This window comes from Caulobacter sp. BE254, assembly GCF_031457295.1.
Lineage (GTDB): Bacteria > Pseudomonadota > Alphaproteobacteria > Caulobacterales > Caulobacteraceae > Caulobacter.
The window spans coordinates 41,586-65,384 of record NZ_JAVDWJ010000007.1 but is presented as its reverse complement, the minus strand read 5'-3'; the positions used below and the strand labels follow the sequence as shown (position 1 = coordinate 65,384).

Below are 23,799 nucleotides of genomic sequence, written 5' to 3'. Positions count from 1 at the left end.
GACGAAGGGACGGGAAGGGTTCGGACTGGAAATCAGGCTTGGATCAGCCGGGGGCGAAGCCGCCGCCCAGGGCGCGCACCAGGGCGACGTCCAGGGTCAGGGCGCGGCTTTCCAGGTCGGCGACGATCCGGCGCTGCGACAGCACCGCCTGTTCGGCGATCAGCACGTTCTGGTAGGTCGACAGGCCGCCCTGATAGCGCAGCTTGGCGATGCGGAAGCCGTCCTCGCTGGCGGCCAGGGCGGCGCGGCTTTCGCTGAGCCGGGTGCTCAGGGCCCGCTCACTGGCGGCCACGTCGGCCACGTCGCGCAGGGCCTGGGTGACGGCCGAGTCGTAGGCGGCCACCGCGCCGTCGCGATCGGCCTCGGCCGCGCGCAGGTTGGCCTTCAGCCGCCCGCCCTCGAAGATCGGCAGGCTGACGGCGGGACCGACGCTGCCGACGTCGGAGCCGCTGTCGAACAGCTTGTCCAGGTGCAGCGACTGCACGCCGATGGCGGCGGCCAGGTTGACGTTCGGATAGAAGGCCGCCTTGGCCTGGCCGATCCGCTTGCTGGCCGCCTCGGCTCGCCACTTGGCGGCGACCACGTCGGGGCGGCGGCCGATCAAGTCGGCGGCGAGGTTGGCGGGCAGGCCGAACGGCTTGAGGGCGGCGACCGAGGGACGGGCGATCGCCAGGCCGCGGTCGGGGCCGGCGCCCAGCAGGGCGGCCAGGCCGTTGCGGGTCTGGGCGATCTGCTCGTCGAGGGCGGCCAGCTCGGCCCGGGCGTTGGGCGGCCCGGCCTCGGCCTGGCGCAGCTCGCCACGCGTATCCAGGCCGTTGGTCACCCGGTTGCTGACCAGCGTCAGGGTTTCCTGCCGCAGGGCCACCGACCGCTCGGCCACGTCGCGCTCGGCGTAGAGGCGGGCGAGGTCGGCGTAGCTGGCGGCCACCGAGGTGGCCAGCATCAGCCGGGCCTGGGCGGCGTCGGCCTGGGCGGCCCGGGCTTCCGAGGTCGCGGCGGCGACGGCCGCGCGGTTCTTGCCCCAGAAGTCCAGCTCCCAGCTGAAGTCCAGGCTCAGCCGGCCGTAGTCGTTGTAGCCCTGGGGCACGAAGTCGGCGGGGATGCCGTTGTTGTAGCTCTGCTTGGACCGCTCGACCGCGCCGTTGGCGCCGACGCTGGGCAGCTGGGCGGCCTTGGCCTGGTTGGCCAGGGCCTGGGCGCGACGCAAGCGAGCCCCGGCCTGGGCCAGGGTGGGCGAGCCCGTCAGCGCTTCATCGACCAGGGCGTCCAGCTGGGTGTCGCCATAGGCCTTCCACCAGGCGTCGACCGGCCAGGCGGCGGCCTCGGAGGCGGCCAGGGTCTGAGCCGTGGCGTAGGTCTCCGGCGCCTTGGCCACCCGGGCCGGCGCCGCGTCCGGCATGGTCGCGCAGGCGCTGGTCAGCAGGGCGGCCAGCAGGATCGAAACCGTGGCGCCGATCGCGTGGGATCCGGGCGACTTGGAGGCGGGGGGCTTGTCCAGGACGTTGGATGACATCGGCGGCTGACCTTGAATTGACCGTACTGTACGGTCATATGGTGGCGCTGATATAACCGCGAGCTTGACGGGATCAAGGGGGCTCCCGAAGGAAAAGAAATGATGCAGGACGTGAAACCGCGTCTCGACCGAGACGCCCGTCGTGAAGCCATCCTGGACGTCGCCAGCGACGTGTTCCTGGAAGAGGGCTACGCCAACGCGTCCATGTCGACGATCGCCGCCCGGCTCGGCGGGTCCAAGGGCACGCTCTACAACTACTTCAAGAACAAGGAAGAGCTGTTCGCCGCCTATGTGGTGCGCCACTGCGCCTGGCAGCGCGACGCCATGTTCGAGATCGGATCCGAACCGGGCGACATCCGCCAGGCCCTGACCAAGGTCGGGCGCACCTATCTGTCGATCGTGCTGAGCGATTTCAGCATGGCCAACTTCCGGGTGATCGTCGCCGAGGCCCAGCGCACGCCCGAGATCGGCCACGCCTTCTACGAGGCGGGCCCCAGGAGCGGGGCCAAGCTGCTGGGCGCGATCCTGCAGAAGGCCATCGACGGCGGGCAGCTGGCGATCGACGACCCGGTCCACGCCGCCCACCAGTTCATCGGCCTGTGCCAGAACCGCATGCTGAAGGCGCGGCTGTGCCGGGCCATGGACGCGCCCACGCCGGACGAGATCGACCGCGAGGTGCTGCCGGCGGTCAAGGTGTTCCTGGCCGCCTATGGCGCGAACGCCTAGAGCAAGCCGCGCGAAATCGCGCGGCTTGCTCTAGATTTTTGCTTTCGCATCGCTTTTGCGGAAAACCGGCATCCACTTTTCCGCGCGATGCTCCAGGCGTTTTCCGCTTGGCGAGACGGCGCTAAGACGGCACTGGGTTCGGGGAAGGGAGCGCCGTCCGCCTCCCGCGAGACGGAACCTCGGCCCATGCAAGGCGTCACCATCGTCGACCACCCCCTGGTCCGCCACAAGCTGACCCGGATGCGTGACAAGCAGACCTCGACCAAGACCTTCCGCGCCCTGATGCGCGAGACCGCGACCCTGCTCTGCTACGAGGTCACCCGGGCCTTGCCGACCCACACGGTCGAGATCGAGACCCCCGTCGCCGCGACCACGGCCGAGGAGATCTCCGGCAAGAAGCTGGTCTTCGCCCCGATCCTGCGGGCGGGCCTGGGCATGGCCGAAGGCATGCTGGACCTGGTGCCCTCGGCGCGGGTGGCGCACATCGGCCTGTTCCGCGACCCCGCCTCGCTGGAGGCGGTGGAGTACTACTACAAGACCCCCGAGGACATCGCCGACCGCCTGGTCATCGTGGTCGACCCGATGCTGGCCACCGGCCACACGGCGGTGGCGGCGCTGAACCTGCTCAAGCGCTCGAGCGTGAGCGACCTGCGCTTTGTCTGCCTGGTGGCCTCGGTGCAAGGCGTGGAGACCCTGCGCGCGGCCCATCCCGACGTGCCGATCTGGACGGCGGCGGTGGACGCCGAGCTGAACGACCATGGCTACATCGTGCCGGGCCTGGGCGACGCCGGCGACCGGACATTCGGCACGCGTTAGAAGGGCCACCAACCTCGCCACCAGGCCGTGACGCCCGCCCAGAAGGCCGCCAGCCGCTCCAGCGGACTGGGGGCGGACGGCGCGGCGACCGGCTTGGGCGGCGGGGCGGGGACGAACCAGCTGGGGGCGGCCGGCGGGGCGCAGTTCATGCGCATGCCCACGCCCTTCAGATAGCCGCGACGCACGGCTCCGGCCTTGATCGCCGCCTGCACCGCCCGGTCATGCCGCGCCGCGCCGGTCAGCTTGCGCACCCAGCCGCGGAAGGGCAGGGCGTGCTGCGTCGTGTCGCGCACCTGGCCCACGCCCGCGCCATAGGCGGCGTCGGCGACCTTCTTGCCGCGCGAGCGTTCGTCGGGCGGCGGGACCTCGTCCAGGTCCGGTCCCAGGGCCGCGTCCAGCCGGCCGACCTCGCCGGCGATCCCCTCGCAGCGGGCCAGGCCGGTCAGGTCGTAGGGGCTGTCGACGGCCCGCTGCAGCACGGCGGGAATGGCGGTCTGCTTGAGGTTCAGGTCCTCCAGCGGCGCGGCCACCGCGTCACGCAGGGTGTCCTTCTGCTGCATCGTGCCCGGATCCGACGCCAGGGCTGGACCGGCCAGCAGGGTGCAGATCAACAGGAAGGGAGACGAGCGGCGCATGGCCCGAGATCGCCTGGGTTGGCGGAATCGTGCAAGCGGAATCCGCCGTCCTGGAAGGGGCGACATTTCGCTCTGGGGCCGAAAACCTCGTCCTTCGACAGGCTCAGGATGAGGTTTCCTACTGATCGGCCTGTAAATGCTCCTCATCCTGAGCTTGTCGAAGGACGAGGAGCACGCACGGCCTTCAGGGCCGATCCGGCCTAGATCGCCGGGTCGATCGCGCCGGACTCCTCGGCCCGTTGCAGGGCCACGGCCTCGACGATGTGGGCGCGGTAGAGCACGCCCAGCAGGTCGGTCTGGGTGATGATCCCCAGCAGCACGCGGTTCTCGTCGACCACCATGGCCTCGTGCGCCACGCCGCTGGACAGGATCGGCAGCAGGGCCTCGATCGCCGTGCCCGGCCGCACCTTGTGCACGAACGGGTCCAGCACCGCCTCGACCGGGCCTTCCCGGCCGGTCTGCAGTTCGGCCCGGCGCACCATGCCGACCACCCGGCGTTCGGAGTCGATCACCGGGGCGCTGCGCAGGTCGTGGGCGCGCATGTAGGCCAGGGCGCTCTCGGCGCTCTGGTGCAGGTCGACGCTGAGCACGTCGCGGGACATGATGTCGCTGCACAGGATGTGGGCGTGGATCCGGCGGTGGGCCTGCAGCTCGACCTCGCGGAACAGGGCGTCCAGGTCGGCGCGGTCGACGTCCAGCAGGTCGCCATAGTGGGCCAGGGCGTTGTCGATGTCGGCCTGGGTGAAGCCGACCCGGCGCAGGGGCGGGGCGTCCTTGGTGTCGTGCACGTTGGCGGGCGGCGGGACGCGGTGGGGATAGGACCGTCCGACGCTTCGGGCGTAGGCCATGGCGCAGAGCACCAGCAGGATCGAGCACAGTCCCACCGGCACGAAGACGTAGCCGTACGACGCCGGACCCGCCGGGCCCGCGACCAGGGCCGCGCCGAGGGCGACAGCGCCGCCAGGCGGGTGCAGGCAGCCCAGCAGGCCCATGGCGACGATCGCGCAGGCCACCGCCGCCGCCGCCGCCAGGACCGGATGCGGATGGAAGGCCAGGGCGCAGGTCACCCCGGCCAGGGCCGAGACCATGTTGCCGCCGATCACGGCGCGGGGCTGGGCCAGCGGACTGGCCGGCACCGCGAAGGCCAGCACCGCCGAGGCGCCGATCGGCGGGACCAGCAGCGGAACCGCCGATGGCTGGCCGCTGGCGATCAGGTGGGCCAGCAGGCCGGTGGCGGGAATGCCGATCAGGGCCCCCAGGCCCGAGCGCAGGAGGTCCTGGGGACGGATCGGCTGGCGGCCGCGCAGGACCTGGACGAGGGTGTTTCGCATGATCTCGGATCGGTTCGGGTCAGGCCTGGTCGCGGCCCAGGCGGGCGAGCGCCGCGGTCAGGGCGGGCTCCAGGGATTTCAGTTCCTCGAGGTGGGCCGCGCTCAGCTCCGCCAGCAGCGACTCGGCCTTGGTCGTCAGGGCCAGCCGCATCTTGCGGCGATCTTCGCGCGACGGGGTCTTGGCGATCAAGCCGGCCTCGACCATGCGCGCGACCAGTTCGGTGGCGGTGTGCGGGGCGACCAGCAGCCGCTCGGCCAGCGTCCCCACGGTCGGCGCGTCGGCCCCCTCGAAGCCGGCGATCACCAGCAGCGCCTGGTGCTGCTGGGCGGGCAGGCCCGCGCCATGGGCGGCGGTCTCGCTGAACGCCAGGAACCGGCGCAGCTCGTAGCGGAACGCCGCCAGCGCCACATATTGCGCCCGCGTCAGCCCGTCCTCGCCGGAAATTTCACCGCCCAACCGCTCGCCCCTCTTGGAAAGTATCGTAATACGACATATTGGCGCTTCCACAAGAGCCGCGTGGAGAGACAGGCATGACCACGAACACCGCCGAGGCGGGCGCCTCCAGGACTGGCGCGCCGGCCGGGCGAAGGCCGCTGGGCGACTTCACCGCCGACCGCCGCCTGCTGATGCTGGCGGCCATGGCCCTGGTCGTCGGCAGCGGCGGGGCAGGGGCGGCCTGGCTGCTGATCCGCCTGATCACCCTGACCACCAACCTGGTCTGGTTCGGCCGCTTCGACGTCGTCAGCCGCTCGCTGGAAACCCTGTCGCCCTCGGCCTGGATGGTGGCCGCCCCGGTCCTGGGCGGGCTGGTCATCGGGCTGATGGCGCGGTTCGGGTCGGAGAAGATCCGCGGCCACGGCATTCCGGAGGCCATCGAGGCGATCCTGATCGGCGGCAGCCGGATGTCGCCCAAGGTGGCCGTGCTCAAGCCCATCTCCTCGGCGATCTCGATCGGGACGGGCGGCCCGTTCGGCGCCGAAGGGCCGATCATCATGACCGGCGGCGCGATCGGCTCGCTGTTCGCCCAGTTCTTCCATCTCAGCGCCGCCGAACGCAAGACCCTGCTGGTGGCCGGCGCGGCGGCGGGCATGACCGCGATCTTCGGCACGCCGGTGGCCGCGGTGCTGCTGGCCGTGGAGTTGCTGCTGTTCGAATGGCGGCCGCGCAGCTTCATCCCGGTGGCCGTCGCGGCGATCACCGCCGCCGGCTGGCGGCCGTGGCTGTTCGACACCGGCCCGCTGTTCCCGTTCTCGGCCGACCCGAACCTACCCTGGTGGGGCCTGCTGCTGTGCGCCGGCCTGGGCGGGCTGGCCGGCCTGCAGTCTGGCCTGCTGACCAAGCTGCTCTACGGACTGGAGGACGCGTTCGAGCGCCTGCCCGTCCACTGGATGTGGTGGCCGGCCCTGGGCGGGCTGGGCGTTGGCCTAGGCGGCCTGGTCGAGCCGCGCGCCCTGGGCGTCGGCTACGACGTGATCCGCGACCTGCTGACCGGCCATCTGCTGGTCCAGGCCGTGGTGACCCTGCTGGTGGTCAAGGCGCTGATCTGGTTGGTGGCGCTGTCGTCGGGCACCTCGGGCGGGGTGCTGGCGCCGCTGCTGATCCTGGGCGGGGCGATGGGCTGGCTGGTCGGCCAGGTGCTGCCGGGCGATCCCGGGTTCTGGGCCCTGCTGGGCATGGCGGCCATGCTGGGCGGGACCATGCGATCACCCCTGACCAGCGTGATCTTCGCCATCGAGCTGACCGGCGACTGGCGGATGCTGACCCCGCTGCTGGCGGCTTGCGTTGCCGCCTACGCGGTCACCGTGCTGCTGCTCAAGCGCTCGATCCTGACCGAGAAGATCGCCCGCCGCGGCCGCCACATCACCCGCGAATACGGCGTGGATCCCTACGAGCTGGTCCGGGTGTCCGAGGTGATGGTCCAGGCGGTCGACACCCTGCCGGCCGACCTGCCGATCCCCGAGGCGGTGGCGGTGCTGCAGCAGGGCCGTCACCGGGTCTATCCGGTCGTCGAGGCGTCGGGCCGACTGGTCGGCATGGTGTCACGCGCCGACGCCCTGGCCTGGCGGGTCGAGGGTGGACTGGAGACCCAGACCGTGGCCGAGCGGGTGTCGGATGCGGCCCTGCCGGTCGCCCATCCGGACGACGTGGTCGCGCGGGTCGTGGCGCTGATGCTGACGACAGGGCAGGGGCGCATCCCGGTCACCGACCCCGCCACCGGCCGGCTGGTCGGCCTGCTGGCGCGCAAGGACCTGCTGCGGATCCATGCCGGAACATCGCGCGCCGAGGACGAACGGCAGGCCTATTTCCCCGCGGGGCGGCGGGGATAGACGGGCATTCAAGTCAGCGAAATCAAGGCCTTGCGCCTGGTATCGAAGAGCGTTCGCGAAATCGACGCATCGCGCTCGAAACCGCCCGCATACTGGTCCTCGCCCCGTCGTGGGGGAGGACGTCCGGCCGGCGACCTCGACGTGCGACGGGGGCGGTCGAGCGGGAAGCGTCCGCCGGCCGGCGTCGAAGGGCCCCTCGGGTCGGTCGGCGGAGCGTGGAGGCCTCGGATGGGGCCTCGGGCGGTCCGGACCGGACGATGGGAACACCCCCTCGGGGCCGAACGGCGAAACGCACCAGGCGCGGGCTGAAATCGCCCGCGCGGTCCGGACGGGGTACGTCGCCCCTCCGCCCGCCGGGGGCCTCCATCGGAGCGGGTTAAAAATCCGCGACCCGAAGGCTTCTGGAAGAAGGCCGCGCGGAGCGCCCGTGACGTGTCGAAACGGTACTCTCCAAAAACTCTACACCGGGCATGGCCCGGACGCTCCGCCGCCTCCCCAAGCCTGTCGGCTTCCTCCGACGGGGACATGCACTTGTGCGTGTCCCCAAGCCTGTCCGTGCGCCCTTTGGGGACACGCTCAAGGGCATGTCCCCGGCCTCAGATCACCCCGGCCCGTAACAGGTCGTGGACGTGCAGGATGCCGACCGGACGGTCCTGGTCGACGACGAACAGCACGGTGATGCGCCGCTCGTTCATCAGCTTCAGCGCCTCGGCGGCCAGGGCGCCGGGCGTGATGGTCAGGGGCGCGCGGGTCATGACCTCGCCGGCCACATGGCCCATCAGCCCGTCCATGTGGCGGCGCAGGTCGCCGTCGGTGATCAGGCCGCTCAGCGATCCGTCTGGAGCGACCACCCCGACCGCGCCGAAGCGCTTTTCGCTCATCACCAGCAGCGCCTCGGACATCGAGGCGTCCTCGCGGGTCAGGGGCAGCTCGCCCTGGCCATGCATCAGGTCGCCGACCGTGCGCAGCATGGCGCCCAGCTTGCCGCCCGGGTGGAAGACGCGGAAGTCGCTGGCGGTGAAGCCGCGCCGCTCCAGCAGGGCCACGGCCAGGGCGTCGCCCAGGGCCATCTGCAAGGTCGTCGAGGTGGTCGGGGCGCTGACCTCGGACGTCGCCTCCGGCGCGTCAGGCAGCCGCAGCAGCACGTCGCCGGCCCGCCCCAGCTGGCTGTCGGCCACGGCGGTGACGGCGATGATCGGGATCGAGAACCGCTTGGCGTAGGCCAGGGTGTCGGACAGCTCGCGGGCCTCGCCCGACTTCGACAGGGCCAGCACCACGTCGCCCTGGCCGATCATGCCCAGGTCCCCGTGGCTGGCCTCGGCGGCGTGCACGAACATGGCCGGCGACCCGGTCGAGGCCAGGGTGGCGGCGATCTTGCGGGCCACGTGGCCGGACTTGCCGACCCCGGTGCAGACCACCCGGCCCTTGGCGTCGAACAGGGTCTCGACGGCGCGGACGAACGATTCGTCCAGCGACGCCGACAGCAGCGCCAGGGCCTCGGCCTCGGCGTTCAGGACCCGCTGGCCGACGGCGACCGCGTCGAAGGGGTTCATGGAACGTCCGCCGCAGTGGCGCGGGCGTCGCTCATCTGCTGGCGAGCCTGCAGGTCGCGCTGGGCCGCCGCGTCCTTCTCGCGCTGGATCTTGGCCTTCATTTCCGGCGTCTGCTGGATCGGGACCGAGCCGAACGGGTCCGGCGAGCGGTCGCCGTAGCCCTGGGGCCAGACGAGCGACAACGCGACAAGGGCCAGGCCTAGGAGCGCCATGAAGGGCATGAAGATGCGATCGGGCATGGCCTGCCTATAGCATGTCGTCCAGAGGAGAGAAGGGCGAGAGAAGGGCGGGGAAGCGGCCGGGCGCTTGACGCGGAGCCGGCCGGGGCTTAGCCCGCCACCGTCACATCCTGGAGGTCCGATGCCCGTTCTCGTCCTGCTGCGCCACGGCCAGAGCCAATGGAATCTCGAAAACCGCTTCACCGGCTGGGTGGACGTCGACCTGACCGCCGAGGGCGAGGCCCAGGCCCGCAAGGGCGGCGAGCTGATCAAGGCGGCCGGCATCGATATCGACGAGGCCTTCACCTCGGTCCAGACCCGGGCCATCCGCACCTGCAACCTGGCGCTGGACGCGGCCAGCCAGAGCTTCGTGCCGGTGACCAAGGACTGGCGGCTGAACGAGCGCCACTACGGCGGCCTGACCGGGCTGAACAAGGCCGAGACCGCCGAGAAGCACGGCGAGGAGCAGGTCACCATCTGGCGCCGGTCCTACGATATCCCGCCGCCGGAACTGGCGCCGGGCGGCGAGTACGACTTCAGCAAGGACCGCCGCTACGCCGGCCAGGACCTGCCCAGCACCGAAAGCCTGAAGACCACCCTGGTGCGCGTGTTGCCCTATTGGGAGGCGGCCATCGCCCCCAAGCTGGCGGCTGGCGAGACGATCCTGGTGGCGGCGCACGGCAACTCGCTGCGCGCCATCGTCAAGCACCTGTTCGACGTGCCTGACGCCGACATCGTCCATGTCGAGATCCCGACCGGCAATCCGCTGGTCATCGACCTGGACGGCGGCCTGAAGCCGACCGGCGCGCGCTACCTCGACGAAAGCCGGGCCCAGCCGCTGCCGGCGGCCCGCTGATCCGGCGTTCGGGACACCCGGCCAAACCCGGCTCCGGTGTCCCGAACTGCCTGGAAACGCAGCGTTAATGCGGCGGCGCGCATTGTAAACGCCTAGCCCCTCGGGGAGCCGACAAGAGCAGCCATGAGCGCCCCTCCCGCGGCAGGCCAAGAGCACAAGCGCCTGACGCAACACGACGTCGACATGATCTGCGCCCGGCACGACCGTCTATGGTCGGCCCGGATGGGCGGGGCGCGCGCCGTCTTCGCCTTCTGCGACCTGTCGGGGCTGTCGGTCACCGGGCGTAATCTGTGCGACGCCGATTTCACCGGCGCCCTGATGGTCGGCTGCGACCTGCGCAAGGCCAAGCTGGACAACGCCACCCTGTACGGCGCGGATCTGCAGGGCTCGGACCTGACCGACGCCTCGATGCGGCGCGCCGACCTTCGCGGCTCCAGCCTGCGCGGCGCCAACCTGACCGGCGCCGACCTGTTCGAGGCCGACCTCCGCGAAGGCCAGATCGCCGCCGCTGACCGCAAGGAAGGCTACCGCATCATCGAACCCGTCCAGCGCGAGGCCCAGGCAAGCGGCGCGATCCTGGCCGGCGCCAACCTGGAACGCTCGCGCCTGTCGGGCATCATCGCCACCAAGGCCGACTTCAGCGACGCCATCCTCAAGGACGCCAAGCTGGTGCGGGCCAATCTCAAGCAGGCCAATTTCAACGGCGCCAACCTGGCGGGGGCCGACCTCTCGGGCGCCAATCTGGTCGGGGCCGACCTGCGCAATGCCGTGCTGGTCGGCGCCAAGACCATGTCCTGGAACATCAACGACACCAACATGGACGGCGCCCTGACCGACAAGGCGTCGGGCAAGGACGTGTCCGACATGCCCTACGAGCAGATGATCGCCGACCACGCCCGCTGGTGCGAGACCGGCGGCGCGGAGGGCGCGCCCTCGGTGTTCGACAGGGCCGACCTGCGCAACCTGAAGTCCGTGCGCGGCTTCAACCTGACGGCCCTGTCGGCCAAGGGCGCGGTGTTCTACGGCCTGGACATGGAAAGCGTCCAGATGCAGGGGGCGCAGCTGGAAGGCGCCGACCTGCGCTCGTGCAACCTGCGCCGGGCCGACCTGCGGGGCGCGCGGCTGAAGGGCGCCAAGCTGGCTGGGTCCGACCTGCGCGAGGCCCAGCTGGGTCCGCTGCTGATCGGCCGCGACCGCCTGCTGCCCAGCGACCTGACCGGCGCCTTGCTGACCAACGCCGACTTCGCCCGGGCCGACCTGCGCCAGGCTTGTCTGAGCGGCGCCGACCTGTCGCGCGCCAACTTCACCAACGCCCTGCTCAAGGACATCGACGTCACCGGCGCGATCCGCATGGGCGCTCGCGGCCTGGACGACGTGATCTAGCAATCCAGCACCATTGGCAATTTCCGCGCCGGTTCGCGAAAGTTGCGGCAAAACCGCGCGGCCTTAACGCTTCGCTCGTCGGTCTCGGGTATTTCCTAAGTCGATCAAGGGGTTCTCGGGGGAGAAGCATAGGACATGAGCGCGGCGCGGAGCATCGCGGGACGGCGACGCCTGAGCCAGGCCGAACTGGACATGATCGTGTCGGCCCACGAAAAGTTCGTCACCGGCAAGCAGGGCGGAAAGCGGGCCTCGCTGCGGTTCATGAACCTGTCGGGCCTGGACCTGTCGTTCCGCAACCTGGCCGACGCCGACTTCTCCGCCTCCATCCTCGACGGTTGCCGTATGGTCCGCACTCGGCTGGAGCGGGCCAATCTGTTCGGCGCCGACCTGCGCCAGGCCGACCTGCGCCAGGCCGTGCTGGTCCGCGCCGACCTGCGGGGCGCCTGCCTGCGGGGCGCCAACCTGTCGCAGGCCGACCTGACCCAGGCTGACTTCCGCGAAGGCCAGGTGGCCATCCCGCACCCTCGCAAGGGGTTTGAGACCGTTCGCCACGAGACCCGCAACGGCGAGGTCGACGAGGTCAACTTCTCGGGCGCGACCCTGGACGGCTCGCAGTTCGCGGGGGTATCGGGGTTCAAGGCCGACTTCAGCGACTGTTCGCTGCGCGGCGCCAAGCTGTCGGGCGCCAACCTCAAGGAAGCCAATCTCAGCGGCGCCATCCTGGACGGGGCGGACGTCAGGGGCGCCAATCTCGAAGGAGCCAACCTGACCGGCGCGGTCATGGCCGGGGTCGACACCTCCACCGCCCGCCTCAGCGGCGCGGCCATGCAGGGCTGCCTGACGGCGTCGACCGAACGCGCCCTGTCCCGCGTAGAGGAGATCCACCAGCGCTGCCTGGCCAACCAGGCCTGGTGCCGGACCGGCGGCAAGGAGGGCCAGCCCGCTCATCTGGACGGCGAGGACCTGCGCCCGCTCGGCGACCGGCTCAAGGGCCTGCGGCTGACGGCGATGAGCGCGGCTGGGGCGTGCATGGTCGGGATCGACCTGTCGGGAACCCAGCTGCAGGGCGCGGACCTGCGCAACGCCGATCTGCGCACGGCCAACCTACGGGGCGCCGACCTGCGCGGCGCCAAGCTGGCGGGGGCGAACCTGACCAAGGCCGACCTGCGCCAGGCGATCCTCTCGCCCCTGCCGCTGGGACCGGAACGCAGGACGCTGGTCGACCTGAAAGCCGCCCGTCTGCGCTATGGGCTGATGCAGGGCGCCGACCTCAGCGAGGCGGTGCTCGACGGCGCCGACCTGGGCGGGGCGGACCTCACCGGCGCCCGCCTGGCCAAGACCAGCCTGCGCGATTGCGACCTGAGCCAGGTGCAGGGCCTGGACCTGGCGCCGGCCTAGGCGGGTGGGTCCGCGTCCAGGCAGAAAAAAGGGCGGCGCTGATGCGCCGCCCTGAAAGTCTAGAGGGGGAATACGATAACGCGCGAAGGTGGTGTTAGGCTGCCTTCTCGCCTTCGATCTTGTCGCCTTCGATCAGCGGGGCCGCCGACTTGATCTCGATCGTGCGGGGCTTCAGCGCCTCGGGCAGTTCGCGCTTCAGCGAGATCGACAGCAGGCCATCGGAGAGGGCGGCGTCGGTCACGACCACATAGTCGGCCAGCTGGAAGCGCCGCTCGAAGTTGCGCTCGGCCAGGCCGCGATGCAGGTAGCGCTTGGCCTCGTCATTGGCCGGCTTGCGGCCGGTGACGGTGAGAAGGTTTTCCTTCACCTCGATGCCGAGTTCTTCCGACTTGAAGCCGGCGACGGCGATCTCGATGCGGTACGCGTTCTCGGCGGTGCGCTCGATATTGTAGGGGGGGTAGCCCGAGGCGGCTTCGTTCGAGGCGGCGGCGTCCAGCAGGGCGGCCAGCCGGTCGAAACCGACGACGGAGCGATACAGGGGGGACAGGTCGATCGTACGCATGGTCACATCCTTCTCATCAAGCAAGGTTGTTCAGTCTGTTCAAACCTTTGGCGACCCGGATTGGCGTCGCCGACGGTCTGGAAGGCCCGGGGTTCCAGCGCCTTCGAGACCAAGGTGGTGAGCCGTTTTTCGACTTCAAGGGGTTGAATGAACGGCCTGGTGGTGAATCGCTTGATCGATGTTCGGCCACCGCTAAGGTCGGCGCTGCCCCACCCCGGCCAAACCCTCGAGAGTTCCGACGATGACCCACCGCCGCCACCTCCTGTTGCTGGCCGCCGCCGCGCTTTGCCTGGGCGCGACCCCCGCGCTGGCTGACGATCCCGTCCTGAAGACCGCCATCAGTTCGCCCCATCGCACCGCCGCCAACACCGCCCGCGACCAGGCGCGTCACCCTTACGAAAGCCTGGTGTTCTGGGGGCTGAAGCCCAGGCAGACGGTGATCGAGGTGTCGCCGGGCGGCGGCTACTGGACCGAGATCCTGGCCCCCTACGCCAAGGCCACCGGCGGGACCTATGTCGCCGGCGTCGCCGACCTGGCCAATCCGAAGATCTCGGAAGGCGCCCGGAAGGGGCGGGCGGCGTTCGAGGCCCGCTTCGCCGATCCGGCCCTGTACGGCAAGATCCGGTTCGTCAACTTCGGCCCGGTGGCCGAGGCCCTGGGCGGCCCGGGTTCGGCCGACCTGGTCCTGACGGCGCGCAACGTCCACAACTGGACCGGCCAGCCGGGCGTCGCCGACAAGATCTTCGCCGACTTCTTCGCGGTGCTGAAGCCTGGCGGCCTCTTGGCGGTCGAGGACCATCGCGCCGATCCCAAGTCCGAGACCGACAAGGGCGCGGACGGCTATCTGGCGACGGCCACGGTGGTGGCCCTGGCGGAGAAGGCCGGCTTCAAATTGGACGCGACGTCGGAGATCAACGCCAATCCCAAGGACACCAAGGACCATCCGTTCGGCGTCTGGACCCTGCCGCCGACCCGGCAGAGCGCGCCGGACGGCCAGCCGGCTGATCCGGCGTTCGACCGCGCCAAGTACGACGCCATCGGCGAGAGCGACCGCATGACGCTGCGCTTCCGCAAGCCGGGCTGAAAACTTGGCCGCCCGGCGCCGTTTCGCCAAGGTCGGGTGTTCATGATCGGCAATTGCGAGTGAATGGTGGGGCAGGCATGGCTTCAGGACTTCGATGGTCACGGCGACGGCTGCTGGCGGGAGCGGCCGCGCTGAGCCTGGCGGGATGCGGCCGCAAGACGGCCGAGCCGGACGCCGACAAGCCCTCCGCCAAGGTCAAGCCCATGACCCTGGCGGCCGCCGCGCAGGGCGATTGGCGCTCGCCCGCCGACAAGGCCCGCGACGTCTGGCGCCATCCGGTCGAGAGCCTGGAATTCTGGGGGCTCAAGCCCGGACAGACCGTGGTCGAGTTCTGGCCCGGCGCCGGCTGGTACACCGACGTCCTGGCCCCGTACCTGGCGGCGACCGGCGGCAAGCTCTACGCCGCCTCGCTGCAGACCGACCTGCCGGACGACCCCGCCGCCAAGGCCGCGGTCGAGGAATACCAGCGCAAGCTGGCCGCCAGGAAGAAGCTCTATGGCGAGGTCGTGGTCACGGCCTTCGGGCCGACCAGCGGTCCGGTCGCGCCGGCGGGATCGGCCGACCTGGTGCTGTTCCTGCGCAACCTGCACAACTGGATGGCGGCGGGCCTGGCCGAGAAGGCGTTCCGCGACGCCCTGACCGCGCTCAAGCCGGGCGGCGTCCTGGGCGTCGAGGAGCACCGCGGCGAGCCGGGGCGCGTGCAGGACGTTCTGGCCGCCGACGGCTATGTGCAGCAGGCCTATGTGATCGAAATGGCCCGCGAGGCCGGCTTCGTCCTGGCCGGGGAGAGCGAGATCAACGCCAACCCGAAGGACACCAAGGACCATCCGTTCGGCGTCTGGACCCTGCCGCCGACCCGCCTGTCCGCTCCCCGCGGCGAGCCGGCCGAGCCCGGATTCGATCACGCCAAGTACGACGCCATCGGCGAAAGCGACCGCATGACCCTGAAATTCGTCAAACCGAAATGAGGACCTCCCTGAAACGCCGCGCCGCCCTCGTGGGCCTCATGGCCCTGGCTCTTGCGCCCCTGGGCCCCATCTCCAACGCCTGGGCCGACGCCGGCAAGATCGTGCCCGCGACCAAGGTCTTTCCGTTCCTAGAGGCGATGCTGAAGCTGCCGCCGACGGAACGGGCTCGGATCAAGGTGGGCTATGCCCTGAGGCGCGACGGCAAGCCGGCCGCGGGCGTCAAGGCCGCCCTGGTCGAGGCGAGCGGCGCGCGCACCCCATTGCCAATCGACGACAGGGGCCGTTTCGAGCGTCTGCCGACCCTGGCCCAATTGCAGGCCAAGGCCCAACTGCACCTCGACGTCCCGGCGGATGTGAAGTTCGGCACGGTGATGTTGCTGGACCCCGTGCTCAAGCCCTCGGCCGACTACGACGCCCGCGAGCTGGTGGCGACGGTCGAGGAATCCAACAGCACGATCCGCAAGGCCGCCGGCGCCATGGCCATGCTGGCCCCGCAGATGGAGGGGCTGGCCTTCCAGAAAGCTGAATCCGGTGTCGCGATCTTCCCTAACGGAAGCTCTCGGCCGCTGCCGTCGGAGGCCGGGACGGTCGTCTTCGAGCCAGGCCAGTTCAAGGGCGCGGCCCGAGTCCGCTTGGCCAAAACCCCGACGGCGGTGGATTATTACGACAAGAAGAAATAGCCGCCGGCGCGTCTGAACAGTGTTTACTCGCGGCGATCCAACGGCCAGTCTGCCGCCCAGAATCCACGCGCCACAGAGGGAGACGCGCTTATGGCTACGTTGCAGGAAATCACCGATCGCATGAAAGCCGCCGTCGGCGAGGACAGCGGACTGGGCAAGAGCCTCAAGTTCGACCTGAAGGACGCCGGCGTCATCCACATCGATGGCGGTTCGGTGAGCAACGAGGACAAGCCCGCCGACTTGACCATGACCCTGTCGATGGACGACCTGCTGGCCATCGGCGCCGGCGCGCTGGACCCGACCATGGCGGTGATGACCGGCAAGCTGAAGCTGTCGGACATGGGCACGGCCATGGCCCTGCAGTCGAAGATGGCGGCCCTCTTCGCGAAGATGCGCTGATCCATGGGGAGCGTGGCGCCGCTGGTCTCGATCCCCGAGGCGCCCGTTCCCGATCATGGACAGGCCGAATGGTTCAGCGGCGCGGATGGGGCGACCCTCCGCGCCGCCTTGTTTTCGCCGGACGGTCAGCCTCGCGGCTCGGTCGTGGTCAGTCCCGGCCGCAGCGAGCCGATCGAGAAGTATTTCGAGGTCGTGCAGGACCTGCTGGACCGCGGCTTCGTGGTGCTGGTCCACGACTGGCGCGGGCAGGGGCTGTCCCACCGCGCCTTGCCGGACCGGCTGAAGGGCCACGCGGCCGGTTTCAAGGACTTCCTGGGCGACTACCAGGCGCTGCTGGCGGCGTTCGAGACGCGGCTGCCCAAGCCCTGGATCGCCTTGGGCCACTCGATGGGCGGATGCCTGACGATGCTGGTCCTGGCCACGGGCGAGCGCCGCTTCGCCGCCGCCGTGCTGTCGGCGCCGATGCTAGGTCTCAACACCGGCGCTCGGCCCGCCGGCGGCGCCCGCGCCCTGGCCTGGCTGATGAGCCGTTCACGCTACAAGGGCGACTACGTGCTGGGCGACGCCGGCGACCCGTTCGTTCAGAGCTTTCCCGACGACGCCTTGACCCACGACGCGGCCCGCTATGCCCGCCACCGAGCCCAGATCCATGCCAATCCCGACATCGCCCTGGGCGGCATCACCTGGGGCTGGATCGACTTCGCCTTCTCGGCCTGCGCCTTCCTGCGCCGGACCAGGGGAGTGGAGGCCGTGCCGATCCCGGTGACCATTGTCGCGGCGGGGCAGGACAGCCGCGTGCTGATCGCCGACGAGAAGTCGATCGCCGGCCGCCTCCCGCAAGGCCGCTATGTCGAGATCCCCGACGCCTTCCACGAGATCCTGATCGAGACGGACGACCGCCGGGCGGTGTTCTGGAAGGCGTTCGACGAGACGGTGGACGCGGTCGGGATTTAACTTGACGAAGTACCATATAAGGTACAATCGTGTCGTGACGCTAGAACACGGAGGTTCGCTGATGCTCATACGGTCAGGAAAGCCCCGCCATGTTCACCGTCCTATTCTATGAAACCGCTACTGGAAATAAGGTCGTCAAGGATTGGCTTCGTAGCTTCGCGAAGGAAGATCGCACCGTTCTCGGTGAGGACCTGAAGACGGTCCAGATTGGCTTTCCGATGGGCTTGCCGCTTTGTCGGGCGCTTGGAAACGGTCTCTGGGAGGTTCGCAGCACCTTGCCGGTGAAGCGCGCCGAAGCCCGGATGATCTTCTATCAAGACAGCGATGCGGGCGCGCTGGTCGTCGTTCATGGCTTCATCAAGAAGGCTCAAAAGACGCCCAAGCGCGATATCGATATCGCCTTGCGCCGCAAGCGAGAGACCAGTCCCTGACGGGAGACGCCATGACAGACAAGATTCATAAGAGCCGCGTTGCGGAGTTCGAAACGCTTGATGACTTCCTCGACGAGGAAGGCGTCCGCGAAGAGGTGACCGCGCGTGCCATCAAGCGGATCATCGCTCTGCAGCTTCAAGAAGCCATGCGCGATCGCAAGCTGACCAAGGCGGCGATGGCCGATCTGATGGAAACCAGCCGCGCCCAACTGGCCCGCGTTCTGGATCCTGAGGAGTTCAACGTGACGCTGGATACGTTGACGCGCGCCGCCAAGGTGGTGGGCCGAAAGCTGCGGGTCGAACTGGTCTAGTTACTTCGCCGACCGCCGCAGCGCCACCAGCGCCTCGTCCAGGCAGCGACGGTCGCCGGCGATCGCCATCTGGCCCCCGTCCTGGCCGATCGGCTGGCCGCGCCAGTCGGTGACGATGCCGCCGGCGCCTTCGATCAGCGGAATGGCGGCCTCGATGTCCCACGACTTCAGGCCGGCCTCGATGACCATGTCCATCTTGCCCATGGCCACCATGGCGTAGGCGTAGGCGTCGCAGCCCAGGCGGGCCAGCTTGGCGGCGGCGCGCACCTGCAGCCAGGCGCCGCGCTCGGCCCCGTCGAAACAGGCGTCCGGGTCGGTGGTGGCGATGATCGCGTCGGTCAGGCTGGGGCATTCGCGCACCCGGATCACCTGCTCCGAGCCTCGCGACAACAGGCGCGAGCCGGCGGCCGAGCCGATGAAGATCTCGCCGGTATAGGGCTGGCCGATCGAGCCCAGCACCGGACGCCCCTGGTGGCGCAGGCCGATCAGGGTGGTCCACAGCGGCAGGCCCGAGATGAAGGCGCGGGTGCCGTCGATCGGATCCAGCACCCAGACGAACTCGGCGTCGGGGCGGTCCTCGCCGTACTCCTCGCCGATCACCCCGTGCTCGGGATAGCGCTCGGCGATCAGCTGGCGGATCGCCGCCTCGGCGCCGCGGTCGGCTTGCGTCACCGGATCGAACGCCGCGTGGCTGTCGCGCGGCAGGTTCTTGCCCGCGCCCTTGTCTTCCAGCCCATGGTCGGTCCGGAACAGCGGCAGGATCGCCGCGGCCGAGGCGCGGTTCAGGTCGATGACGAAGGCGTCGAGCTGGGCGAGAGGGGCGGCGGCGAGGGTCATGGACGAGGACTTAGCCCGCCCTTCGACTCGACGCCACCGTTCGAACCTAGGCTTCGAGCATCTCGCCGCCGTTCAGCGACTTGGCCAGGTCCAGCAGGCGACGACGCGGGCGCTCGCCCAGCAGGTAGTAGGCGCGCACCAGGTCCAGCGTCTCCTTGCGAGCGAACATCTCGCCGCCGCCTTCGGCCTCCAGGTTGGTTTCCTTCTCCATCCGGTCCGACAGGCCGTCGTAGAAATAGCCGACCGGCACCTCCAGCGCCTCGGAAAGCTGCCACAGCCGCGCGGCCGAGATGCGGTTGGCGCCGCATTCGTACTTCTGGATCTGCTGGAAGCGCACCCCGACGACGCCGGCCAACTGTTGTTGGGTCAGGCCCAGCAGGCGGCGGCGGCGGCGCAAGCGCTTGCCCAGATACACGTCGATGTCGTTGCCCATGATGACGCCCCGATTTCATGTTCCCGTCCCGAAACGGAACGGCGTGGGTCGAAGTTCGCAAGTCGCGTGCCGGGCGAACCGCGCGGATCGACGCACGCGGCGAGTCCCACTCGCCCGCGAAGCAGGCTACGAAGGGCTCATGTCGGATAAGCGTCGGCCTTGGGCCCAGGACCTCCTTTGGCGCGCGGAAGCGCTGGGTTTTGACCTGTTCATAGGCGTGGTGCGCCTGCTCGGCGTGGACGCCGCCTCGGCGTTCGGCGGCTGGCTGGGCCGCACGGTCGGGCCCTTGAGCGGCGCCCACAAGGTGGCGGTGCGCAATCTGAAGCTGGCCTTTCCCGACAAGGACGAGGCCTGGCGGGCGGCCATGCTCAAGGCGCAGTGGGACGGCCTGGGCCGCACCTTCGCCGAGTTCCCGCTGATGGACAGGATCCTGCCGTCCACCGGGCGGGTCGAGGTGGTCAACCAGGAGCGCCTGTTCCAGATCGCAGCCGACAAGGTCCCGGTGGTCTTCGTTTCGGGACACCTGTCGAACTGGGAGGTGATGCCGGCGGCCATCGTCGATTCCGGGGTGGTCTGCGAGATGACCTACCGGGCGGCCAACAATCCGTATGTCGACGAACGGATCAAGGCCAGCCGCTTCCGCTACGGCGTGCGGCTGTTTGCTCCCAAGGGCGGGGACGGGGCTCGAGAGCTGCTGGAGGGCATGAAGCAGGGCAAGTCGGTGGCGCTGATGAACGACCAGAAGTTCAACACCGGCGTCGAGGGCCTGTTCTTCGGCCATCCCGTGCGTACGGCCCCGGGGCCTTCGCGCCTGGCGATCCGCTTCGGAACGGTCCTGCAGCCGATGTCGGTGCAGCGCATCAAGGGCGCGCGCTTCCGGGCCGTGGTCCACGATCCGATCCGCCTGCCCAACACCGGCGACCGCACGGCCGACATCGAGTCCGGCGTCAGGCTGGTCAACGCCTTCATGGAAGAGCGCATCCGCGAGCGGCCCGAGGAATGGTTCTGGGTCCATCGGCGCTGGCCGAACGAGGTCTATGCCGCGCTGGCGGCTTCTGGACGCTAGAGTTCCAGCGCCCGCTCGGTCCCCCGGCGGCGGGGGCCGTCATAGGCCGGGTCGTCGCGGCGACGGCGGCAGGGTCCGAAATAGTCCTCGACGCGGATGAACGGCCGGGGCTTGAAGATCACCGTGTTGATCCGGTCCAGCAGCGAGCGGGCGGTGACCGGCTTGACGACGATCTCGGTCACGCCGGCGTCGCGGGCCTCGAACACCCGGTGCCGCTCGGCGAAACCCGTCAGCATGATGATCGGCAGGAACGGGTCGGGGCTGTCGGGCGACTGGCGGACCAGCTGGGTGAACTGCACCCCGTCCAGGGGCGACATCTTGAAGTCGACGATGGCGATGTCGATCTGGCGGTCGCGCACCACCTGCAGGGCCTCGGCCCCGTCCATGGCCTCCAGCACGTGCCGCACGCCCACGCTTTTCAGGATCGTCGAGACGATCGCCCGCATGTGATGGTTGTCGTCCACCAGCAGGAACCGCAGCTGCTCGAGCGTCGCGGACATGCGGGGCGGGCCTCCATCGCGAAAAAGGGGATGGTGGGGGATACTTCACCGTCAACGGGCTGTCGATCCCCTGCGAGGGGAATTGACCGATAGGGCTCGCCCTATGCGCGAGGCGGCGTGAAGCCGACCATCAGGGACGGGTCCAGGTTCTGGTCGCGCCAGCGCATCCGCCAGCACAGGTGCGGACCGGTGGCGCGGCCTTCCTTGCCGACGGCGCCGATCACCTGGCCCTGGGTCACCGACTGGCCGGCGACGACGGCGATGCGCGACAGGTGCAGATAGGCGGTGACCAGGCCCTGGCCATGGTCGATCAGGATCAGGCCGCCCTCGAAGTGCAGGCCAGTCTCGGCGAAGCTGACCATCCCGGCCGCCGGGGCGACCACCGGCGCGCCGACCGGCGCGGCCAAATCGACGCCGTAGTGCGGGCGCTTGGCCTGGCCGTTCAGGATCCGTTGGCCGCCGAACCGGGACGAGCGCCGCACGGCCTGGACCGGCAGGATGAAGCCGGTGCGGAAAAAGTCGCCGTCGATGCGACTGGCGAAACCGACGCTTTTGCGGGCGCTTTCGGCGGCGATGCGGGCCAGCAGGGCCGGGTCGCTGGGCGACACCTGGTCGTCGGCCAGGCCGTCGATCCGCTGGATGTCGAAATCCCCGGCCGCGATCGTCAGCTGTTGGCTGGCCGAGCCCTCCGGGGTCGCGACCGTGATCAAGGCCGCCGGCGGGGCGTCGCGATCGAAGCCGATCACGAACCACCCGGCCGCCGAGGCCTGGGCGACGGGGGCGCCGTTCAGCAGCACGGTGGCGCGAGGCGCGGTGCGGCCGACCGCGAAACCGCCCTGCACGAAGCGGCCCGACAGGGACAGGCCCGGCGCGGCGGCGCGGGCGACGGATCCCAGGGAAAGCGCGCCGGTCAGGCCCGTGGCCAGGCCGACGAGCGCGCGGCGGCGGTTCAGCCGCGGCTCTCCCGCCAGCGCTTGAGGGCCTCGGCCGGGCCGGCATAGGCCTCCTGCAACTCGGGGCTCCAGTAGCGCAGGGCTTCCAGCGCGACCTTCGCGCCGGTGACCGCGCACAGCACGTATTGCCCCGGGCTCATGACGGCGAACTCGCCGTCGCCATAGTGCAGGGTGGCCGGGCCGCCGGATTTGCCGAGATGGGGGTCGAACGCGTTCATGCAGGTCTTTTACGCCAGTTGAGGGCCGGGGAACAGGTGGGCGGAGGCGCGCGGGGTCAAAACAGGCTGCCCTGGTCCGGGGAGGGAGGCGGCTTGGGCCTGGGAGACGGGCGGGGCGCGGCGACGGGCGGCGGCGGCGGGGTCGGGGGCGAGCCCTCGCCGTCGATCACCGCGTCGCGGTCGCCTTGCTTGAACTTCAGGTTCACGCGTTCGCCGCTGGTCAGTTCGGCCGCCGAGCGGGCGATCGTGCCGTCGGCCTTGCGGACCAGGGCGAAGCCAAGCTCCAGGGGCCGTTCGGGATTGAGCGAGATCCGCAGCTTGTCCAGGGCGACCAGGCGGTCGGTCTCGCGCTCCAGTCGCCGCGTGGCGCAGTTGTTCATCCGCTCCTGCAAGGCCGGGAGGCGGGCGTGCTGGGCGACGCGTTCCGGAACGCGCCGGGCGGCCAGGTCCAGCCGCCGGCCCAGGTCCTGCACCCGCCGGCCGCAGTCGGCGCGTTGGCGATGCAGAGTGTCGGGCGACAGGCGGGCGGTGACCTTCAAGAGGTCGCGGGCGTGGATGTCGGTGTTGCGCTGCAGGGCCGCGTCCAGGCGGGCGGCGACCTCCTTGAAGCGGCGCTCGGCCGGGGCGGTCAGGTCGTCCAGACGCGGCAGGCCGCGCACGGCCAGGTCCAGGCGCTGCTGGGCCAGGGCCAGCAGGTCGGCGGGACGGGGCAGGCCGCGGGCGGCGCCGACCAGGCGGGTGCGGCGCTCCTCGATCGCCCGGCCGCCGCAAGTGTTCAGGCGACGGTCGTAGTCGCTGACCAGGGCCCGCAACTCGGCCAGGACGGGGGTGGCCATCTCGGCGGCGGCGGTCGGGGTCGGGGCGCGGCGGTCGGAGACGAAGTCGATCAGGGTGGTGTCGGTCTCGTGGCCGACGGCCGAGATCAGCGGGATCGTCCCTTCGACCACGGTGCGCGCCAGGCCCTCGTCGTTGAAGGCCCACAGGTCCTCGACCGAGCCGCCGCCCCGGGCGACGATCAGGATGTCGGGGCGTGGCACGGAACCGCCGGGCGCGATGGCGTTGAAGCCGCGGATCGCGGCGCTGACCTGGCCGGCGGCGGCATCGCCCTGGACCACGCAGGGCCAGACCAGCACCTGGCAGGGCCAGCGGTCGCGGATGCGGTGCAGGATGTCGCGGATCACCGCCCCGGTCGGGCTGGTGATCACCCCGATCACGGCGGGCATGGCGGGCAGGGGGCGCTTGCGGTCGGGAGCGAACAGGCCCTCGGCCTGGAGTTTCGCCTTCAGGCGCTCCAACTGGGCCAGCAGGGCGCCGACCCCGGCCGCCTCCATGGTCTCGATGACGATCTGGTAGCGCGAGCCGGCCGGATAGGTGGTGATCTTGCCGGTGACGATGACCTCCAGCCCGTGCTCGGGCCGGATCTGCAACTGGCGGACATTGCCCTTCCAGATCACGCCGTCGATGGCGGCCTTGTCGTCCTTGACGGTCAGGTAGACGTGGCCGTTGGAATGGTGGGTGACCTTGGAAAGCTCGCCGCGCAGTCGCACGAAGCTGTACCGGTCTTCCAGCGTGCGCTTCAGGGCGAAGGCCAGTTCCGAGACGGAATAGGCCTGGGCGTTGGAATCAGGGGCGACGGTGTCGGTCAT

The 23,799-nt window shown here is 70.1% G+C and carries 27 protein-coding genes; 14 read left to right on the top strand and 13 right to left on the bottom strand.

Annotated elements, in window-relative coordinates:
* Positions 1–43 precede the first annotated feature (43 nt).
* The gene (locus J2X41_RS14060) at positions 44–1,513 is read right to left on the bottom strand and encodes an efflux transporter outer membrane subunit (protein WP_310082599.1); all 1,470 of its coding nucleotides are present in this window, start codon (positions 1,511–1,513) and stop codon (positions 44–46) included.
* Between the two features lie 102 nt (positions 1,514–1,615).
* On the opposite strand from J2X41_RS14060, the gene J2X41_RS14055 reads away from it, so the two are divergent.
* Together J2X41_RS14055 and upp are read left to right on the top strand one after the other, a co-directional pair.
* The gene (locus tag J2X41_RS14055) at positions 1,616–2,239 is read left to right on the top strand and encodes a TetR/AcrR family transcriptional regulator (RefSeq protein ID WP_310082598.1); all 624 of its coding nucleotides are present in this window, start codon (positions 1,616–1,618) and stop codon (positions 2,237–2,239) included.
* Positions 2,240–2,425: 186 nt separating this feature from the next.
* On the top strand, positions 2,426–3,055 hold the full coding sequence (gene upp / locus J2X41_RS14050; RefSeq protein ID WP_310082597.1) for a uracil phosphoribosyltransferase: 630 nt from the start codon (positions 2,426–2,428) through the stop codon (positions 3,053–3,055).
* Here upp and J2X41_RS14045 read toward each other — a convergent pair.
* The 3 genes from J2X41_RS14045 to J2X41_RS14035 form a co-directional block, all read right to left on the bottom strand.
* The gene (locus tag J2X41_RS14045) at positions 3,052–3,690 is read right to left on the bottom strand and encodes a hypothetical protein (protein WP_310082596.1); all 639 of its coding nucleotides are present in this window, start codon (positions 3,688–3,690) and stop codon (positions 3,052–3,054) included. The genes upp and J2X41_RS14045 overlap by 4 nt on opposite strands.
* A gap of 200 nt (positions 3,691–3,890) precedes the next feature.
* The gene (locus tag J2X41_RS14040; RefSeq protein ID WP_310082595.1) at positions 3,891–5,021 is read right to left on the bottom strand and encodes an HPP family protein; all 1,131 of its coding nucleotides are present in this window, start codon (positions 5,019–5,021) and stop codon (positions 3,891–3,893) included.
* A gap of 19 nt (positions 5,022–5,040) precedes the next feature.
* Positions 5,041–5,478 carry a MarR family transcriptional regulator gene (locus J2X41_RS14035; RefSeq protein ID WP_310082593.1) on the bottom strand — a complete coding sequence of 146 codons (438 nt, stop codon included), beginning with the start codon at positions 5,476–5,478 and terminating at the stop codon, positions 5,041–5,043.
* Between the two features lie 74 nt (positions 5,479–5,552).
* Between J2X41_RS14035 and J2X41_RS14030 the strand changes: the two genes are divergently transcribed.
* A complete protein-coding gene (locus J2X41_RS14030) occupies positions 5,553–7,349 on the top strand; it encodes a chloride channel protein (RefSeq protein ID WP_310082591.1) in 1,797 nt (598 codons plus the stop codon).
* Between the two features lie 596 nt (positions 7,350–7,945).
* Here J2X41_RS14030 and J2X41_RS14025 read toward each other — a convergent pair.
* Positions 7,946–8,902, bottom strand: coding sequence for a KpsF/GutQ family sugar-phosphate isomerase (locus tag J2X41_RS14025; RefSeq protein ID WP_310082590.1), 957 nt, complete (start codon positions 8,900–8,902; stop codon positions 7,946–7,948).
* Positions 8,899–9,141 (bottom strand): hypothetical protein, encoded by a 243-nt coding sequence (locus tag J2X41_RS14020; RefSeq protein WP_310082589.1) that lies wholly within the window; start codon positions 9,139–9,141, stop codon positions 8,899–8,901. The genes J2X41_RS14025 and J2X41_RS14020 overlap by 4 nt, the downstream gene beginning before the upstream one ends.
* Before the next feature lie 121 nt (positions 9,142–9,262).
* Here J2X41_RS14020 and gpmA point away from each other — a divergent pair, with 121 nt between their 5' ends.
* From gpmA to J2X41_RS14005, 3 genes are all read left to right on the top strand, one after another.
* A complete protein-coding gene (gene gpmA / locus J2X41_RS14015; protein ID WP_310082588.1) occupies positions 9,263–9,976 on the top strand; it encodes a 2,3-diphosphoglycerate-dependent phosphoglycerate mutase in 714 nt (237 codons plus the stop codon).
* 123 nt (positions 9,977–10,099) lie between these two features.
* Positions 10,100–11,359, top strand: coding sequence for a pentapeptide repeat-containing protein (locus tag J2X41_RS14010; protein ID WP_310082586.1), 1,260 nt, complete (start codon positions 10,100–10,102; stop codon positions 11,357–11,359).
* Positions 11,360–11,494: 135 nt separating this feature from the next.
* Positions 11,495–12,757 (top strand): pentapeptide repeat-containing protein, encoded by a 1,263-nt coding sequence (locus J2X41_RS14005; protein ID WP_310082584.1) that lies wholly within the window; start codon positions 11,495–11,497, stop codon positions 12,755–12,757.
* Between the two features lie 94 nt (positions 12,758–12,851).
* On the opposite strand, the gene J2X41_RS14000 is transcribed toward J2X41_RS14005, so the two are convergent.
* A complete protein-coding gene (locus J2X41_RS14000; RefSeq protein ID WP_310082583.1) occupies positions 12,852–13,319 on the bottom strand; it encodes an Hsp20 family protein in 468 nt (155 codons plus the stop codon).
* 241 nt (positions 13,320–13,560) lie between these two features.
* Here J2X41_RS14000 and J2X41_RS13995 point away from each other — a divergent pair, with 241 nt between their 5' ends.
* The 7 genes from J2X41_RS13995 (at position 13,561) to J2X41_RS13965 (ending at position 18,146) form a co-directional block, all read left to right on the top strand.
* Positions 13,561–14,403 carry a methyltransferase gene (locus J2X41_RS13995; protein ID WP_310082582.1) on the top strand — a complete coding sequence of 281 codons (843 nt, stop codon included), beginning with the start codon at positions 13,561–13,563 and terminating at the stop codon, positions 14,401–14,403.
* Positions 14,404–14,480: 77 nt separating this feature from the next.
* Positions 14,481–15,371 carry a methyltransferase gene (locus J2X41_RS13990; RefSeq protein WP_310082581.1) on the top strand — a complete coding sequence of 297 codons (891 nt, stop codon included), beginning with the start codon at positions 14,481–14,483 and terminating at the stop codon, positions 15,369–15,371.
* Between the two features lie 38 nt (positions 15,372–15,409).
* Positions 15,410–16,051 (top strand): hypothetical protein, encoded by a 642-nt coding sequence (locus tag J2X41_RS13985; RefSeq protein ID WP_310082579.1) that lies wholly within the window; start codon positions 15,410–15,412, stop codon positions 16,049–16,051.
* 90 nt (positions 16,052–16,141) lie between these two features.
* A complete protein-coding gene (locus J2X41_RS13980) occupies positions 16,142–16,450 on the top strand; it encodes an SCP2 sterol-binding domain-containing protein (protein WP_310082578.1) in 309 nt (102 codons plus the stop codon).
* Between the two features lie 3 nt (positions 16,451–16,453).
* Complete coding sequence (locus J2X41_RS13975) at positions 16,454–17,404, top strand: alpha/beta hydrolase (RefSeq protein ID WP_310082577.1); 951 nt, start codon at positions 16,454–16,456, stop codon at positions 17,402–17,404.
* An 89-nt stretch (positions 17,405–17,493) separates the two neighbouring features.
* Positions 17,494–17,835 (top strand): type II toxin-antitoxin system RelE/ParE family toxin, encoded by a 342-nt coding sequence (locus tag J2X41_RS13970; protein WP_310082576.1) that lies wholly within the window; start codon positions 17,494–17,496, stop codon positions 17,833–17,835.
* Positions 17,836–17,846: 11 nt separating this feature from the next.
* The gene (locus J2X41_RS13965; RefSeq protein WP_310082575.1) at positions 17,847–18,146 is read left to right on the top strand and encodes a hypothetical protein; all 300 of its coding nucleotides are present in this window, start codon (positions 17,847–17,849) and stop codon (positions 18,144–18,146) included.
* Here the strand turns inward: J2X41_RS13965 and hisN are convergent, their stop codons facing one another.
* Positions 18,147–18,983, bottom strand: a complete 837-nt coding sequence (gene hisN, locus J2X41_RS13960; protein ID WP_310082574.1) for a histidinol-phosphatase — start codon at positions 18,981–18,983, stop codon at positions 18,147–18,149.
* A gap of 46 nt (positions 18,984–19,029) precedes the next feature.
* Positions 19,030–19,416 carry a helix-turn-helix transcriptional regulator gene (locus tag J2X41_RS13955; RefSeq protein ID WP_310082572.1) on the bottom strand — a complete coding sequence of 129 codons (387 nt, stop codon included), beginning with the start codon at positions 19,414–19,416 and terminating at the stop codon, positions 19,030–19,032.
* A 139-nt stretch (positions 19,417–19,555) separates the two neighbouring features.
* Here J2X41_RS13955 and J2X41_RS13950 point away from each other — a divergent pair, with 139 nt between their 5' ends.
* Complete coding sequence (locus tag J2X41_RS13950) at positions 19,556–20,482, top strand: lysophospholipid acyltransferase family protein (RefSeq protein ID WP_310082571.1); 927 nt, start codon at positions 19,556–19,558, stop codon at positions 20,480–20,482.
* Here J2X41_RS13950 and J2X41_RS13945 read toward each other — a convergent pair.
* From J2X41_RS13945 to xseA, 4 genes are all read right to left on the bottom strand, one after another.
* Positions 20,479–20,982 carry a response regulator gene (locus J2X41_RS13945; RefSeq protein WP_310082569.1) on the bottom strand — a complete coding sequence of 168 codons (504 nt, stop codon included), beginning with the start codon at positions 20,980–20,982 and terminating at the stop codon, positions 20,479–20,481. The two genes, J2X41_RS13950 and J2X41_RS13945, sit on opposite strands and share 4 nt — an antisense overlap.
* 101 nt (positions 20,983–21,083) lie before the next feature.
* Positions 21,084–21,824 (bottom strand): M23 family metallopeptidase, encoded by a 741-nt coding sequence (locus J2X41_RS13940; RefSeq protein WP_404979937.1) that lies wholly within the window; start codon positions 21,822–21,824, stop codon positions 21,084–21,086.
* A 107-nt stretch (positions 21,825–21,931) separates the two neighbouring features.
* The gene (locus tag J2X41_RS13935; protein ID WP_028039552.1) at positions 21,932–22,153 is read right to left on the bottom strand and encodes a DUF2093 domain-containing protein; all 222 of its coding nucleotides are present in this window, start codon (positions 22,151–22,153) and stop codon (positions 21,932–21,934) included.
* A gap of 56 nt (positions 22,154–22,209) precedes the next feature.
* Positions 22,210–23,799 carry an exodeoxyribonuclease VII large subunit gene (gene xseA / locus J2X41_RS13930; protein ID WP_310082567.1) on the bottom strand — a complete coding sequence of 530 codons (1,590 nt, stop codon included), beginning with the start codon at positions 23,797–23,799 and terminating at the stop codon, positions 22,210–22,212.

Coding starts and splice junctions, on each gene's coding strand:
- J2X41_RS14045 (WP_310082596.1), bottom strand. CDS start 3,690: ATGCGCCGCTCGTCTCCCTTCCTGTTGATCTGCACCCTGCTGGCCGGT.
- hisN (WP_310082574.1), bottom strand. CDS start 18,983: ATGACCCTCGCCGCCGCCCCTCTCGCCCAGCTCGACGCCTTCGTCATC.
- J2X41_RS14000 (WP_310082583.1), bottom strand. CDS start 13,319: ATGCGTACGATCGACCTGTCCCCCCTGTATCGCTCCGTCGTCGGTTTC.
- J2X41_RS14010 (WP_310082586.1), top strand. CDS start 10,100: ATGAGCGCCCCTCCCGCGGCAGGCCAAGAGCACAAGCGCCTGACGCAA.
- J2X41_RS14055 (WP_310082598.1), top strand. CDS start 1,616: ATGCAGGACGTGAAACCGCGTCTCGACCGAGACGCCCGTCGTGAAGCC.
- J2X41_RS13935 (WP_028039552.1), bottom strand. CDS start 22,153: ATGAACGCGTTCGACCCCCATCTCGGCAAATCCGGCGGCCCGGCCACC.
- J2X41_RS13965 (WP_310082575.1), top strand. CDS start 17,847: ATGACAGACAAGATTCATAAGAGCCGCGTTGCGGAGTTCGAAACGCTT.
- J2X41_RS14025 (WP_310082590.1), bottom strand. CDS start 8,902: ATGAACCCCTTCGACGCGGTCGCCGTCGGCCAGCGGGTCCTGAACGCC.
- J2X41_RS13955 (WP_310082572.1), bottom strand. CDS start 19,416: ATGGGCAACGACATCGACGTGTATCTGGGCAAGCGCTTGCGCCGCCGC.
- J2X41_RS13945 (WP_310082569.1), bottom strand. CDS start 20,982: ATGTCCGCGACGCTCGAGCAGCTGCGGTTCCTGCTGGTGGACGACAAC.
- J2X41_RS14030 (WP_310082591.1), top strand. CDS start 5,553: ATGACCACGAACACCGCCGAGGCGGGCGCCTCCAGGACTGGCGCGCCG.
- J2X41_RS14060 (WP_310082599.1), bottom strand. CDS start 1,513: ATGTCATCCAACGTCCTGGACAAGCCCCCCGCCTCCAAGTCGCCCGGA.
- J2X41_RS13995 (WP_310082582.1), top strand. CDS start 13,561: ATGACCCACCGCCGCCACCTCCTGTTGCTGGCCGCCGCCGCGCTTTGC.
- J2X41_RS13985 (WP_310082579.1), top strand. CDS start 15,410: ATGGCCCTGGCTCTTGCGCCCCTGGGCCCCATCTCCAACGCCTGGGCC.
- J2X41_RS13980 (WP_310082578.1), top strand. CDS start 16,142: ATGGCTACGTTGCAGGAAATCACCGATCGCATGAAAGCCGCCGTCGGC.
- J2X41_RS13970 (WP_310082576.1), top strand. CDS start 17,494: ATGTTCACCGTCCTATTCTATGAAACCGCTACTGGAAATAAGGTCGTC.
- J2X41_RS14020 (WP_310082589.1), bottom strand. CDS start 9,141: ATGCCCGATCGCATCTTCATGCCCTTCATGGCGCTCCTAGGCCTGGCC.
- upp (WP_310082597.1), top strand. CDS start 2,426: ATGCAAGGCGTCACCATCGTCGACCACCCCCTGGTCCGCCACAAGCTG.
- J2X41_RS14005 (WP_310082584.1), top strand. CDS start 11,495: ATGAGCGCGGCGCGGAGCATCGCGGGACGGCGACGCCTGAGCCAGGCC.
- J2X41_RS14040 (WP_310082595.1), bottom strand. CDS start 5,021: ATGCGAAACACCCTCGTCCAGGTCCTGCGCGGCCGCCAGCCGATCCGT.
- J2X41_RS13990 (WP_310082581.1), top strand. CDS start 14,481: ATGGCTTCAGGACTTCGATGGTCACGGCGACGGCTGCTGGCGGGAGCG.
- J2X41_RS13975 (WP_310082577.1), top strand. CDS start 16,454: ATGGGGAGCGTGGCGCCGCTGGTCTCGATCCCCGAGGCGCCCGTTCCC.
- J2X41_RS13950 (WP_310082571.1), top strand. CDS start 19,556: ATGTCGGATAAGCGTCGGCCTTGGGCCCAGGACCTCCTTTGGCGCGCG.
- gpmA (WP_310082588.1), top strand. CDS start 9,263: ATGCCCGTTCTCGTCCTGCTGCGCCACGGCCAGAGCCAATGGAATCTC.
- xseA (WP_310082567.1), bottom strand. CDS start 23,799: ATGACCGACACCGTCGCCCCTGATTCCAACGCCCAGGCCTATTCCGTC.